We start from the raw sequence: 13,723 nt of genomic DNA on the forward strand, positions 1-13,723 counted from the left end.
GTGAAGGGAACTTACGTGCGTCGAACCCCCCATCTAGCCCTGGTGGGCGTGGGTGTGACCGGTGCCCTGGTGCTCAGCGCCAGCCCGGTCTCCGCGAAACCCGCGCCCGCCGCCACCCCCGGCATCGTGGTAGCCGACGGCATGACCCAGCCGGTCTTCTCCTTCGCCGACGCGGTCGTCGAGCGGGTGTACGTCGAGACCCCGCTGGACACCGACAGCGACGGCCGTCGTGACCGGGTGGCGATCGACATCTCCCGTCCCCGGGAGACCGCCACCGAAGGCTTCAAGGTGCCGGTCATCTTCGAGCACAGCCCGTACCGCAAGGGCACCTGGGGCAGCGTGCCCTACCACAGCGTGCTGGTCGACGACCTGCCGCAGAACGGCCTGACCCGTCGGTCCGCCTCGCTGTCCGCCGACGTCGAGGACCAGGGCGCGGTGACCAAGCCCAACCTGCCCGGCCAGCTGGACGACTACTACGTGCCGCGCGGGTACGCGGTGGTGCTGGGCCAGAGCGTCGGCACCGGCGACTCGGACGGCTGCCCGACCAGCGGTGACCAGGCCGAGACCCTCGGCACCAAGGCGGTCATCGACTGGCTCAACGGCCGGGCCGAGGGCTACGACGCCGCCGGCGCGCCGGCCAAGGCCGACTGGAGCACCGGTGCGGTCGGCATGACCGGCGCCTCCTACAACGGCACCCTGCCCAACCAGGTCGCCACCACCGGAGTCAAGGGTCTCAAGACCATCGTCCCGGTCGCGGCGATCAGCAGCTGGTACGACTACTACCGGGCCAACGGCCTGGTCGTCGCCCCCGGCGGCTACCAGGGCGAGGACGCCGACATCCTGGCCAAGTACACCGCCGGCCGGGCCCGCTCCGAGGGCCACTGCGCCGACGAGATGGCGCAGCTGACCGAGGAGCAGGACCGGGTCACCGGCGACTACTCGAAGTTCTGGGCCGACCGGGACTACCTCGACGCCAAGAAGGTCAAGGCCAGCGTCTTCGTGGTGCACGGCCTCAACGACTGGAACGTGCGCACCGAGCAGTTCGCCGGCTGGTGGGACGAGCTGGCCGAGCACAAGGTGCCGCGCAAGATCTGGCTGCACCAGGGTGGGCACAGCTCCCCCGGCAACACCGCCGCGGTTACCCTGCCGGACGGTCAGACCTGGACCTACAAGCAGACCGAGAACCGCTGGTTCGACTTCTGGCTGTGGAACGTGCCCAACGGCATCATGAACGAGCCCACCGCGGTGGTGCAGCGTGAGAACCGGGTCAACGCCACGTACGCCAACTGGCCGGACCCGGCCACCCGGGAGGTGAAGCTCCAGCTCGGCGCCACCGACCCGACCGGCCCGGGCACCCTGACCGCCGGCAAGCGGCCCAAGGACGCCACCACCGAGCAGAGCTTCGTCGACAACGGCCGCACCCTGACGCCGAACTCGCTGGTCGCCGCCCCGGACGTGGCCAACCCCAACCGGCTGGTCTACCGCACCCCGGCGCTGACCGAGGAGGTACGGATCTCCGGGCGGGCCGAGATGCGGCTGCGGATGGCGATCGAGAACAAGCCGAACGCCAACCTGACCGCGTACCTGGTCAACTACGGCCCGGAGGGCTCGACCGCTGCACCGACCGTGGTGACCCGGGGATGGATGGACCCGCAGAACCGCAAGAGCGCCTCGCGCAGCGAGCCGCTGAAGCAGGGCAAGCTGTACGACTTCACGTGGACCCTGGAGCCGAAGGACTACGTCTTCCCGGCGGGTCACCGCATCGGTGTGGTGGTCTTCTCCACCGACCAGGCGTACACCCTGCTGCCGCTGGGCGGCACCGAGTTGCGGGTCGCACCCAAGCACAGTGAGCTGCGCCTGCCGGTGGTCGGCGGCAAGAAGGCCCTCGTCTTCTGAGCCGGTAGCCCACCACGTACGACCCACGGGTCCGCCACCGGTACTGCGGTGGCGGACCCGCTCGTTCTCGTCGGGAGCCCCGCCCGATCACATGATCTTGGCTATTGCAAATAGTTTGCAACAAGCTAGGCTGCTCGGCATGAGCCCCGAGCCCTCTCCGTCGCAGGACGCCGGCCAGCCCCAGGAGCCCGCGCCGGCCCGGGCCGTACGACGGTCCCTGTTCCTGCACTCCGCCCTGCGTCGCCGCCCGCAGGAGCTGCTGCGCGCGATGCTGTCGCAGGTCGACGCCGACACACCGCCCAACGGCCCGGACGGTCCGGTGGCCGTCCTGGAACGGCGGATCGCCTCGCTGCTCGGCAAGGAGGAGGCGCTGTTCTTCCCGTCCGGGACGATGGCGCAGCAGGTCACCCTGCGCATTCACGCCGACCGCCGGGGGCGTCGGGCGTTCGCCGCCCATCCGCAGAGCCACCTGGAGGTCTGGGAGCATCAGGGGTACGCCGTCGTGCACGGTCTGCGGTGTCACCCGGTCGGCGACCGGCACCGGCTGATGCGCCTTACCGACCTGGCCGCCCTCGGCGAACCGCTGGCGGCGGTGCTCTGGGAACTCCCGCAGCGCGACATCGGCGGGCTGCTGCCGGAGTGGGAGGACCTGGTCGCCCAGACCTCGGCGATGCGCGAACGGGGTGCGGCGATCCACCTCGACGGTGCGCGCCTGTGGGAGGCCCAGACGTACTACGCCCGGCCGTTCGCGGAGATCGCCGGATTGTTCGACACCGCGTACGTCTCGCTCTACAAGGGGCTTCAGGGCACCGGCGGGGCGGTGCTCGCCGGGCCGCGTGACCTCCTAGCGGAGGCCCGGCTCTGGCGGCGTCGGCTCGGTGGCGACGTCTACGACGCCTGGCCCATCGCGCTCGCCGCCCTGCACGGCCTGGACACCCACCTGCCCCGGCTGGCGGCATACCGCGACCACGCGGTGGCGATCGCGGCGGCCATCACGGCCGACGGGGTGGCCCGGGTGGTGCCGAACCCACCGCAGACGCCGCTGTTCCATGTGCACCTGCCGGTCGGCCCGGCCGCCGCCGAGCGGGCGGCCGAGACCCTGCTCGCCGACACCGGGGTGGAGCTGTTCGGCCGTACCCGGTCGGCGCCGGACCCCGACCGGTGCTCGTTCGAGGTGACCGTCGGGGAGAACGCCATGGAGTTCACGCCCGAGGAGGTCGTCAGCCTCCTGCATCACCTGCTCAGGCACGCCACCTGACGGTCGAGGGTCAGGTGCGCGGCACGACGGCACTTTCGAGGGCTGTCGGACGGCCGGCGGGCTGGCATGATCGGGGGGATGACCGGATCACTCTTCGCTACCAGCGACCTGCATGTCGCGTACCCGGACAACCGACGGATCGTCGACCGGATCGAGCCGGAGTCGGCGGACGACTGGCTGATCGTCGCCGGTGACGTCGGCGAACGCTTCGCGGACATCGAGGCCACCCTGCGCCTGCTGCGCAGCCGGTTCGCCCAGGTCATCTGGGCCCCCGGCAACCACGAGCTGTGGACCCACACCGCCGATCCGGTACGCCTGCGCGGCGAGCACCGGTACCGGGAGCTGGTCCGGATGTGTCGGGACATCGGGGTCCTCACCCCGGAGGACGACTACGCCGTCTGGCACGGGCCGGGCGGGCCGGTGACGATCGCGCCGCTGTTCCTGCTCTACGACTACACCTTCCGGCCGCCGGGGGCGGCCACCAAGGAGGAGGCGCTACGGCAGGCGTACGCCACCGGGGTGGTCTGCACCGACGAGATGCTGCTGCATCCGGACCCCTATCCGGACCGGGAGTCCTGGTGTCACGCCCGGGTGGCCGAGTCCGAACGTCGCCTGGCCGCCACCGACCCGGCCCTGCCGACCCTGCTGGTCAACCACTGGCCGCTGGTGCGTCAGCCCACCGAGGTGCTGTGGTACCCGGAGTTCGCCCAGTGGTGCGGGACCGTGCTCACCGCGGACTGGCATGTCCGGTTCCGGGCCGCCGCGGTGGTCTACGGCCACCTGCACATCCCCCGCACCACCCACTACGACGGGGTACGGTTCGAGGAGGTCTCGCTCGGCTATCCCCGGGAGTGGAGCAAGCGAGGACCGGCCCCCGACCCCCTGCGCCGGATCTTCGGGGCCCCCGGTCAGTAGCCGATCGTGCGGTGCAGGCGCAGGAAGGTCTCCGTGAAGCCGAGCCGGGGCCAGGTGCGCGACGACAGCAGGTTGGTCACCCGCCAGTCGGTGACCACGCAGTCGAAACCGCTGTCGACCGCCCAGTCGAGGACGGCGGTGCCGAGGGCCCGACCGGCACCGGCCCCCCGGGCGGCGGGGAACACCGCGGCGAAGCCGAGGAACCCGGCGTTGTCCGGGCGGGCCGGGCCCAGGTGAGCGCTCGACTTCTCCAAGGCGCAGCCGATCGCGGAGCCGACCACCTTGCCGTCGCGGACGGCGACGAAGGTGACGTACTCCGGGTCGTCGATCTCCTCGGCCCAGTCCTCCAGGCTCTCCTCGACGGTGCCGACCTGCCCGGCCGAGAAGGTCGGGGACAGTCCCTGGTGCACCGGTAGTTCCAGGTCGAGCCGGGCCAGGTCCGGAATGTCGGCCCGGGTGGCCCGGCGCACCGACAGCCCTTCCGGCCGGGGTGCCGCCGCCGGCTTGGTGGCCGGTCGGACGGCGTGGGCGTGCTGCTGGCCGAAGCCCAGCCGGAACCAGGCCCGGACCAGATCCTCGTCATGGGCCGGTACGACGACATAGTGGGCGGTGCGGCCCTCGTCGACCCAGCGGGTCGCGGCGGCGGCGTACAGGTCGCGCATCACCTCGGGGTCGGTGCTCGCCTGCCCGGCCGCTTCGACCCAGATGTTCGGCCCCCACAGCGGCGAGGTCTTCGGCGCCCCGAGCACGAAGCCGACCGGCACCCCGGCCCGGATCGCCACCGCCCCGGAGGCTTCCGGGGTCTCGAAGGCGGCCCTGACCTCGGCTACGGCGGCCTCCGGTGTCTCGAAGCGCGCGGACAGCAACGGCTGTACGGTGCGGTGCCGACGGTGCCGCTGGGCCAGCAGTTCGCCGCAGGCCGTCAGGTCACCGGCGGCCAAGGGCCGAATCTCCGCAGGGCTCATGGGGCGACACCCTAGTGCCCGCCAACACACCGGGCACCGGGTTTTCTCGCCCCGCACGGGGGCTGGTTGACCCCCGCTCAAACACCCTACCTATCGGTAGGTAGGCTGGTGGCATGACCCCGGAGCCCATCGTGCAGATCACCGATCTCACCAAGATCTACAAAACCCGCCGAGCCCTGGACGAGCTGACCCTCCGGGTCGAGCCGGGCAGCCGCTGCGTCGTCCTCGGGCACAACGGCGCGGGCAAATCGACCCTGCTGGAGATCATCGCCACCCTGCGGGTACCGACCAGCGGCTCGGTCCGGGTCGGCGGATTCGACACCGTGACCCAGGCCCGCGATGCGGGACGCCTGATCGGCCTGGCGCCGCAGTCGAACGCCCTGGACCCGCTGGCCACCCCGGCCGATGTGCTCGACTTCCAGGCGGTGGCCCTGGGGTTGGGGCGGCGGCAGCGGACCCAGCGCACCCGCGACCTGCTGGACCTGTTCGACCTGGGCGAGCACCGCGCCTCCCGGGTGGCCACCCTCTCCGGCGGCACCCGCCGGAAGCTGGACCTGGCCGTGGCCCTGGTCGCCGAGCCCAGGCTGGTGATCCTGGACGAGCCCACCACCGGCCTGGACCCCCTGGCCCGCCTCGACTTCTGGGCCGAACTGACCCGGCTCAACCAGGGCGGCACCACCCTGCTCATCTCGACCCAGGACCTGCACGAGGCCGACGTCCTGGCCACCGACATCGCGGTGCTGCGCGAGGGACGGCTGGTCGCCCAGGGCACCCCGACCTCCCTCAAACAACGGGTGGGCACCCGCACCCTGACCCTGGAGTTGACCAGCGAGGCCACCGCCAAGGCCCTCGTCGCCCACTCCCGGATCGGCTTCCAAGCCGACGAGGAGCACGGCGACCGGGTACGCCTGAGCATCTCCGAGGACCCGGCCGCCCTGCGCGACGCCCTGGACGAGATCCGCGACCGCACCGGAGACCTCACCGGACTGCACCTGCGCGAACCCTCGCTGGACGACGTGTTCGTCGCCCTGGCCGCCCGCTGACCCCCACCGAAAGGCATCCGATGACCCTCCCGCTGGCGGTCGCCCCGCCCCGCCGCACTCCGGCTCCGGTCGTTGTCGCCGCCGTACGCCGATCCACCCGGGCCGTGCTCCGCTCGCCCGCGCTGCCGATCTCACCGGTCGCGCAGAGCCTGTTCTTCCTGCTCGTCTACGCCGGGCAGCTCACCACGGTCGGCAGTAGCTACCTGCACGGGACGAACTTCATCGCCTTCCTGCTCCCGCTGATCCTGCTCACCGGGGTGGCCACCGGGGCGGGTGCCGCCGGCACCCTGGTCCTGCGCGACCTGACCAGCGGTTACCTGGACCGGCTGCGGCTGGCCCACGGCAGCACGGTGCCGTTCCTGGTCGGCCCGGTCGTCGCCGCCCTGCTGGCGGTCGCCGTGCAGATGGTCGTCACGGTCCTCGGCGCGGCCCTGATCGGCTACCGTCCGCAGAGCTGGCCCGGGGTGCTGGGGGTGTTCCTGTTGCTGGCGGCCCTGGGGCTCGGGGTCGCGCTGCTGAGCACCGCGCTGGCCATCCGGTCGGTCTCGGCCTCCACCACCGGCCTGGTCACCCTCGCCGTGTTCGGGCTCTCCTTCTTCACCGGGGTCTTCGCGCCGGTGGACGACCTGGCCACCTGGATGCGGGTGATCGCGATGGTCAACCCGCTGACCTATATCGTCGAAACCGCCCGTCAGCTCGGTGGCGGCGACCCGCTGACCGCCGCCCCCGCCGGTGTGGCCGCAGTCGCCGTCCTGATCGTCGCCGGGATGGCCGCCTGTGCCCTGGCCCTGCGCACCGCTAGGAAGAACCGATGAGTCCGCAGCCTGACACCCGCGTCCAGATCATGGACGCCTTCGCCGAGCAACTGGCCGCCACCGGCTACCCGGGGATCTCCCTGGCGCAGGTGGGGCGGACCGTCGGCATCCAGAAGCCCTCCATCTACCACCACTTCCCCGGTGGCAAGGAGGACCTCTACATCGCGGTCGCCGAACGCTACATCCAGGCCGTCGGCGGGCAGGTCGCCGCCGCCCTGGCCGACCCGGGTGCGGTCGAGCAGCGGCTGCACGCCCTGGCCACCGTGGTGGCCGGGCAGAAGGGTGAGGCGATCACCTTCGAGCAGCGCATCTACGACGCCCTTCCCCTGGTCAGCGAGGCGACCAGGGACCACGTCTCGGCCCGCTACGTCGCCCTGCTGCTGGCCCCGGTCACCGAGTTCTTCACCGAGGCACGACAGGCGGGCCTGGTCGCCGGGGAACCGGAGTTCCTGATGAACGCCTTCCTGCACCTGGCCCGCGCCGCCGACCTGACCGACGACACCGGCCCGGCCCGGATCGTCGCCCTCTTCCTCGACGGCGCCCGCCCCCGCGGCACCGGCTGACCGGCCTGTGTGCCCCGGGGGAAACCCCGGGGCGGGTCGGCTCAGCGGAAGGCGGAGTGGCCGGTGAGCACCTGGCCGATGATCAACTGGTGCACCTCGGAGGTGCCCTCGTAGGTCAGCACGGATTCCAGGTTCGCGGCGTGCCGGATGACCGGATAGTCCAGGGTGATGCCGGCCGCCCCGAGGATGGTGCGGCATTCCCGGGCGATCGCGATGGCCTCCCGGACGCTGTTGAGCTTGCCGAGACTCACCTGCCGGTGGTCCATTGTGCCGGCGTCCTTGGCCGCCCCCAGGTGCATGGCCAGCAGCATGCCCTTGCCCAGTTCCAGGCTCATGTCGGCGAGCTTGAGCTGGGTGGCCTGGTACGCGGCCAGCGGCCGGTCGAAGATCTGCCGGGTGCGGGCGTACTCGATGGTGGTCTGAAGGCAGTCCTGGGCCGCGCCTAGGGCCCCGAAGACGATGCCGAACCGGGCCTCGTTGAGGCAGGACAGCGGCCCGGACAACCCGGCCGCCTCCGGCAGCATGGCCTCGGCGGGCAGCCGGACCCCGTCCAGGACGAGTTCGGAGGTGACCGAGGCGCGCAGGGACTGCTTGCGGGTGATCTCCGGTGCGGTGAAGCCGGGGGTGCCGGCGGGCACCAGGAACCCCCGTACCCCCTCGTCGGTGCGGGCCCACACCACGGCCACGTCCGCGATCGACCCGTTGGTGATCCACATCTTGGTGCCGTCGAGCACCCAGTCGCCGCCGTCCCGGCGGGCCCGGGTGCGCATGCCGGAGGGGTCCGAGCCGAAGTCCGGCTCGGTCAGCCCGAAGCAGCCGATCGCCTCACCGGCGGCCATCCGGGGCAGCCACTGCTGCTTCTGCTCCTCCGACCCGAACCGCCAGATCGCGTACATGGCCAGGGAACCCTGCACGGAGACCAGGGAGCGCAACCCGGAGTCGCCGGCCTCCAACTCGTAGCAGGCCAGCCCGTAGGCGGTGGCGGAGGTGCCGGCGCAGCCGTACCCGGTCAGGTGCATCCCCAGCACGCCGAGTTCCCCGAGTTCCCGGGCCAGTTCCCGGGCCGGCAACTGACCGTCCTCGTACCAGGTGGCGATGTGCGGCCGGACCCGCCGGTCGACGAAGGCCCGCACGGCGGCCTGGAGCTGCCGGGTGTCCTCGTCGATGAGGGAGTCGATCCCGAAGTAGTCGAGGGTGGACGCGGGTACGGTCAGGGTCACGGGCGGTTTCCTTCCGGCGCGGTTCAGGTGCGCGATCACCCCACGGCCAGGCCGTGGCGTCGAGCGCGTCGAGGGTCCCCCGCCACCCGGTGCGCGGTGGCCAGGCCCTGAGGATGGTCTAGCAGGGTCCCGGCAGGTCCGCAGGCTCGGGGTACGGGACATCGACGCCCCGGGTCAGTCCAGGATGCCCTCGTGCAGGGCACGCAGCACCGCGTTCGTCCGGTCCCGGGCGCCCAGCTTGGTCAGGATCGTGGAGACGTGGTTCTTGACGGTGCCCTCGGCCAGGAACAGCGCACCGGCGATCTCGCGGTTGTTGTAGCCCTGGGCCACCAGCCGCAGCACCTGCCCCTCCCGCTCGGTCAGGCGGACCACCATGGGCGCCTCCGGGCCGGCCGGGGAGGGACCGGAACGGATCGCCCGCAGCATCCGGTCGGTGATCGAGGGGGCGATGAGGGTGCCGCCCCCGGCCAGGGTGCGGATCGCCCGGGTGAGCTGCGCCAAGGTCACATCCTTGAGCAGGTAGCCCCGGGCCCCCGCCCGCAGGGCCGCCAGCACCAGAGCGTCGTCGTTGAAGGTGGTCAGCACCAGCACCGGGATGTCGATGCCGGCGGCCTGCAACTGCTCGATGGTCCAGATGCCGTCGAAGCGGGGCATCCGCAGATCCAGCAGGATCACATCGGGTGCGGTGCGCTCGATCACCGCCAGGGCCTCCCGACCGTCGGCCGCCTCACCGACGACATCGACCTGGGCGACCTCCAGCAGCCCCCGGATGCCCTGCCGGATCAGGGTCTGGTCGTCGACGACCACCACCCGGATCATGAGGTCGGCATCCGCGCGGTCACCCGGAACCCGGCCGAGCCCTCCACCGCCAGGTCGCCGCCGAGGGCCTCGAACCGTTCCCGCAGGCCACGCAGCCCGTTGCCGAACGCCGGATCACCCGCACCCCGCCCGTCGTCGCGCGCGTCGAGCACGATCACACCGTCGTCACCGGTGATCGAGATCCGCAGTTCGCGCGCCTCGGCATGCCGGATCGTGTTGGTGATGATCTCCTGGGCGGCGCGGACGAGGACGGCCCCCCGTTCCTCGTCCACCCACACCTGCGGCGACACCTCGATCGACACCTCCAGGCCGGGCAGGTCCCGCGCCATCCGCCGGAGGGCCTCTTCGAGGTCGACCGCCTCCGCTCTGAGTTGCCCGACCGTGGTGCGGACGTCGCCGAGCAGGTCCCGGGCCACCCGGTCGGCCCGCTCCACATGCTGTTGGACCGCGGGGCCGTCGAGGTGTCGGGCGGTCTCCAACTCCAGGGTCAGCACGGTCAACTGGTGACCGATCAGGTCGTGCAACTCCCGGGAGATCCGCAGCCGTTCCGCCGTCCGGGCGGACTCCTCCAACCGCAACCCGGCGGCCTTCAACTCCACATGGGCCGCGGCGAGTTCCCGGCGCATCCGCTGTTCCCGCAGCAGGGTCATCGAACTCAGCAGCGAGGCCAACTGGATCAGCACGTAGAAGCCCACTATCAGGCCCAGCTCCCCCGGCGTACGGGTGGTCGGCACCGCGACAAGGATGATCACCCCCGTGTTGAGGGCTACCACGACCAGCCCGACCGGCAGCGGAACCAGGTAGACGCTCATCGCGGCGGTGAGGACCAGCAGCACCGGCAGCAGCCCCACCTGGTGGATGGTGAGCACCAGCGCCCAGGCGGCTACCACGGCCACCCCGTACGCCAGGTGTCCCACCCGGCGCTGCTCGGAGGCGGCCGGTGCGGTCAGTAGCGCCGCCAGCAGCAGCACGAACAGGGCGATCCACCAACCCCGCCCGATCCGCAGTTCGGCGCCGCCGAACAGACCGGGGGTGGCGACGGCCACCGCTACCACGAGCATCGCGAGACCGGACCACTCCTCGGTGCCGACACGTCGCATGTGGCCACCCTAGATGGGTTTCGCCCCGATAACCGGTGCCGGAAGTCATGGTCGGGGGTCATGACTTCCGGTACGGGAATCGACCATGGTTGTGCTCGTAGCGTGGCGGACATGACCAGTTCCGAGCCGGCGGTCCTCGCCGAAGACCTAGCCAAGCGGTACGGCCGCGTCCAGGCGGTGACCGAGGTCAGCCTGCGCATCGAGCACGGTGAGACGATGGGCCTGTGCGGCACCAACGGCGCGGGCAAGACGACGACCGTCGAGATGATCGCCGGGCTCCGGGTCCCCGACCGGGGGCGGGTACGGGTCCTGGGCCTGGATCCCCGCCGTGACCGGGCCCGGCTGCGGCAGGTGCTCGGCGTGCAGCTCCAGGACGCCTACCTGCATCATGCGCTGCGGGTCAGCGAACTGGTCGAGCTGTACCGCAGCTTCTACCCCGATCCCCGTCCCACGGACGAACTGCTGGACCTGGTCGACCTGACCCGGCAACGCCGGACCATCTTCGAGAAGCTCTCCGGCGGGCAGAAACAGCGGCTCTCGATCGCCCTGGCGCTGGTCGGGCGGCCCCGGGTGGCCATCCTCGACGAGCTGACCACCGGCCTGGACCCGACCGCCCGGCGCCGCATGTGGGGCACCATCGAACGGCTCAGGTCCGATCAGGTCACCCTTCTGCTGGTCAGCCACGCGATGGAGGAGGTCGAACGGCTCTGCGACCGGGTAGCCGTCCTGGACGCCGGTCGGGTCATCGCCGTGGACACCCCCGCCGGTCTGTGCAGTCGGGCCGGCGCCGACACCCTGGACGAGGCCTTCGTCGCGTTGACCGGCAAGAACCTGGAGGAGGCGGCATGACGACCGCTGCCCTGCCCCATCGCCCCGGGGCGCGCGCCCTGCTGGTCCTCGTCGGATGTGAGGCCAGGATGGTCGTACGGGACACCCCCGGGCTGGTCGTCCCGCTGGGCCTGCCGCTGCTGATCCTGCTGACCAGCGCCGGTCCGGCGAGCGGCCAGGTCGTGGCCGACGGGCGTACGGCCTTGGAGGTGTTCGTCCTCCCGCTGGTGGTCACCATGGTCGTCGCGATGATCGGCATCATCAACATGCCGAGTTTCCTGGCCTACTACCGACGCTCGGGCATCCTGCGGCGGCTGGCGGTCACCCCGGTCTCGCCCGCGCTGGTGCTGGCCGCCCAGACGATCGTCAGCGTCGCACAGACCCTCACCGGCATCACGGTCGCCGCCGGGGTGGCGCTGGCGGCCTTCGGTGCCCGGCCACCGGCCGACCTGGCGGTGGCCCTCGGGGTGCTGGCACTCACGATGGCCGCGATGTACGCCCTCGGCATGATGGTCGCCGCGGTCGCCCCGACCCCCAACTCGGCCGTGGCCATCGGCCTGGTCACCTTCTTCCTCATCGGCGCCCTGGGCGGCATGTTCGGCGGCCGGGACAATCTGCCCGAACCGCTGGCCGAACTCGGCGCCTGGCTGCCCTTCGGTGCCGCCGTGGACGCGCTCTCCGCCGCCTGGACCGGCTCGACGATCGACGCGGCACCCCTGCTCGGTCTCGGCGCTACAGTCCTCCTCGGCACCCTGGTCGCAGCCCTCCTGTTCCGGTGGGAATGACGGGCTTGGGCAGCCCTCTCAATCCGGGATCGAGTGGCTTACCCGTTGACGTGAGCCACTCGATCCCAGATCGAGCACGATCATGGGCAGGGCTGCTGCGGAGGGTGCACAATCGTGCGGTGGCCTCCGCCTGGACGGCTGATCGGGGAGGCGAGATCCACCGATGGAGATCAGGGAGATCGCACCGGGCAGGGACGAAGCCCTGGTCCGGGAACTGCTGAGCATCCAGCAGGCGGCGTACGCGGTGGAGGCGGCGCTCATCGGCGACGACCGGATCCCGCCACTGCACGAGACCCTCGACGCGCTGCGCTCCGCACCCCTGAGGTGGCTCGGCGCCTTCCAGCAGGAAGCCCTGATCGGGGCGATCGGCTGGTCGGAGGAGGACTCCCTGGTGGACATCGACCGGCTGCTGGTCGATCCGGCGGCCCATCGGCGAGGAGCCGGCCGGGGGTTGGTGGCGGCCGTTCTGGTGATCGCGGGTCACCGTCGAGTCGTCGTCGCCACGGGCCGGGACAACCGCCCCGCCCGGCGGCTGTACGAGGGTCTGGGGTTCGTGCGGACCGACGAGTTGGAGGCCATCCCCGGTCTCTGGATCACCCGGTACGCCCATGCGAGGCCAGGATCAGCGACCTCCGACCGGGTCGAGCGGGCCGGGCGGACGGCGGGTTGGGACGAGGATCTGGCGCCAGGGCAGCGGGTACTGCTGCGGCGGTGGCTGCCGGGGGCGACCCTGGTGCGGGAGCACAGCTGGGGCCTGGTGGCGACCAGGGTGGTCGAGGTTTCCTGGGCGGGGTCCCGGTTCATCGTCAAGGCCGGTGGTGCCGAGGACCGCCACATCGCCCGGGAACTGCACGCCCACCGCACCTGGTTGCGGCCCTGGACCGACCGGGGCCGGGCACCCACCCTGGTGCACGGCAGCATCCAGGAGAAGATCCTCGTCACCCGCTACCTGCCCGGTGACCTGGTGCTCGGCACCGCCCACGCCGAGCAGCCCGACACCTACCGGCAGGCGGGCGAGTTGCTGGCCCTGCTGCACGCCCAGACCTCGGTCCTCAACGACGACTACGAGCGGCGGGAGAACGAGCGGTCACTGGCCTGGCTGGGCCGACCACACCGGATTCCCGCGAGCACCGTCGCGCGGCTGCGGGCCGAGATCGCCGACTGGCCCACCCCGCCCGCCATCCTGGTGCCCACCCACGGGGACTGGCAGCCCCGCAACTGGCTGATTCACCACGGAGTCGTCAGCATCATCGACTTCGGCCGGGCCGCACTGCGTCCCGCCCTCACGGACTTCGCCCGGCTGGCCGTGCAGGAGTTCCGTCGGGATCCGCGCCTGGAAGCGGCCTTCCTCGACGGGTACGGTGCCGATCCTCGGGAGCCGGGCGCCTGGCACCGCACCCTGGTCCGGAACGCGATCGGCACCGCGGCCTGGGCCCACCAGGTGGGCGACGAGGCGTTCGAGGCCCAAGGCCATCGGATGCTGGCCGAGGTGCTGACCGCCGGACCGGCGTAGGGG

At 71.6% G+C, this 13,723-nt stretch carries 13 protein-coding genes; 9 read left to right on the top strand and 4 right to left on the bottom strand.

Features of this window, described 5'->3' with window-relative positions; genetic code table 11:
* The first annotated feature begins 15 nt into the window (after positions 1 to 15).
* From OIE53_RS09730 to OIE53_RS09740, 3 genes are all read left to right on the top strand, one after another.
* On the top strand, positions 16 to 1,896 hold the full coding sequence (locus tag OIE53_RS09730) for a Xaa-Pro dipeptidyl-peptidase (RefSeq protein ID WP_327026269.1): 1,881 nt from the start codon (positions 16 to 18) through the stop codon (positions 1,894 to 1,896).
* 139 nt (positions 1,897 to 2,035) lie between these two features.
* Positions 2,036 to 3,154, top strand: a complete 1,119-nt coding sequence (locus OIE53_RS09735) for a threonine aldolase family protein (protein ID WP_327026270.1) — start codon at positions 2,036 to 2,038, stop codon at positions 3,152 to 3,154.
* 78 nt (positions 3,155 to 3,232) lie between these two features.
* On the top strand, positions 3,233 to 4,069 hold the full coding sequence (locus OIE53_RS09740) for a metallophosphoesterase family protein (protein WP_327026271.1): 837 nt from the start codon (positions 3,233 to 3,235) through the stop codon (positions 4,067 to 4,069).
* Here the strand turns inward: OIE53_RS09740 and OIE53_RS09745 are convergent.
* A complete protein-coding gene (locus OIE53_RS09745) occupies positions 4,063 to 5,034 on the bottom strand; it encodes a GNAT family N-acetyltransferase (RefSeq protein WP_327026272.1) in 972 nt (323 codons plus the stop codon). The two genes, OIE53_RS09740 and OIE53_RS09745, sit on opposite strands and share 7 nt — an antisense overlap.
* Positions 5,035 to 5,147: 113 nt before the next feature.
* On the opposite strand from OIE53_RS09745, the gene OIE53_RS09750 reads away from it, so the two are divergent.
* Genes OIE53_RS09750 through OIE53_RS09760 form a run of 3 tightly spaced genes read left to right on the top strand, consistent with a single transcriptional unit; the run spans position 5,148 to position 7,455 of the window.
* On the top strand, positions 5,148 to 6,077 hold the full coding sequence (locus OIE53_RS09750; protein WP_327026273.1) for an ABC transporter ATP-binding protein: 930 nt from the start codon (positions 5,148 to 5,150) through the stop codon (positions 6,075 to 6,077).
* Between the two features lie 20 nt (positions 6,078 to 6,097).
* On the top strand, positions 6,098 to 6,892 hold the full coding sequence (locus OIE53_RS09755; protein WP_327026274.1) for an ABC transporter permease: 795 nt from the start codon (positions 6,098 to 6,100) through the stop codon (positions 6,890 to 6,892).
* On the top strand, positions 6,889 to 7,455 hold the full coding sequence (locus OIE53_RS09760; protein WP_327026275.1) for a TetR/AcrR family transcriptional regulator: 567 nt from the start codon (positions 6,889 to 6,891) through the stop codon (positions 7,453 to 7,455). The genes OIE53_RS09755 and OIE53_RS09760 overlap by 4 nt, the downstream gene beginning before the upstream one ends.
* A 41-nt stretch (positions 7,456 to 7,496) precedes the next feature.
* Here OIE53_RS09760 and OIE53_RS09765 read toward each other — a convergent pair whose 3' ends face one another.
* The 3 genes from OIE53_RS09765 to OIE53_RS09775 form a co-directional block, all read right to left on the bottom strand.
* Positions 7,497 to 8,633 (bottom strand): acyl-CoA dehydrogenase family protein, encoded by a 1,137-nt coding sequence (locus OIE53_RS09765; RefSeq protein WP_442791397.1) that lies wholly within the window; start codon positions 8,631 to 8,633, stop codon positions 7,497 to 7,499.
* A 216-nt stretch (positions 8,634 to 8,849) separates the two neighbouring features.
* Positions 8,850 to 9,494, bottom strand: coding sequence for a response regulator transcription factor (locus OIE53_RS09770; protein WP_327026277.1), 645 nt, complete (start codon positions 9,492 to 9,494; stop codon positions 8,850 to 8,852).
* On the bottom strand, positions 9,491 to 10,594 hold the full coding sequence (locus tag OIE53_RS09775; protein WP_327026278.1) for a sensor histidine kinase: 1,104 nt from the start codon (positions 10,592 to 10,594) through the stop codon (positions 9,491 to 9,493). The genes OIE53_RS09770 and OIE53_RS09775 overlap by 4 nt, the downstream gene beginning before the upstream one ends.
* A gap of 111 nt (positions 10,595 to 10,705) precedes the next feature.
* On the opposite strand from OIE53_RS09775, the gene OIE53_RS09780 reads away from it, so the two are divergent.
* From OIE53_RS09780 to OIE53_RS09790, 3 genes are all read left to right on the top strand, one after another.
* On the top strand, positions 10,706 to 11,443 hold the full coding sequence (locus tag OIE53_RS09780; RefSeq protein ID WP_327026279.1) for an ABC transporter ATP-binding protein: 738 nt from the start codon (positions 10,706 to 10,708) through the stop codon (positions 11,441 to 11,443).
* Complete coding sequence (locus OIE53_RS09785) at positions 11,440 to 12,207, top strand: ABC transporter permease (protein WP_327026280.1); 768 nt, start codon at positions 11,440 to 11,442, stop codon at positions 12,205 to 12,207. Before OIE53_RS09780 ends, OIE53_RS09785 begins: the two co-directional genes overlap by 4 nt.
* 163 nt (positions 12,208 to 12,370) lie before the next feature.
* A complete protein-coding gene (locus OIE53_RS09790) occupies positions 12,371 to 13,720 on the top strand; it encodes a GNAT family N-acetyltransferase (RefSeq protein WP_327026281.1) in 1,350 nt (449 codons plus the stop codon).
* Positions 13,721 to 13,723 lie beyond the last annotated feature (3 nt).

Source organism: Micromonospora sp. NBC_01739 (genome assembly GCF_035920385.1).
Classification (GTDB): domain Bacteria; phylum Actinomycetota; class Actinomycetes; order Mycobacteriales; family Micromonosporaceae; genus Micromonospora.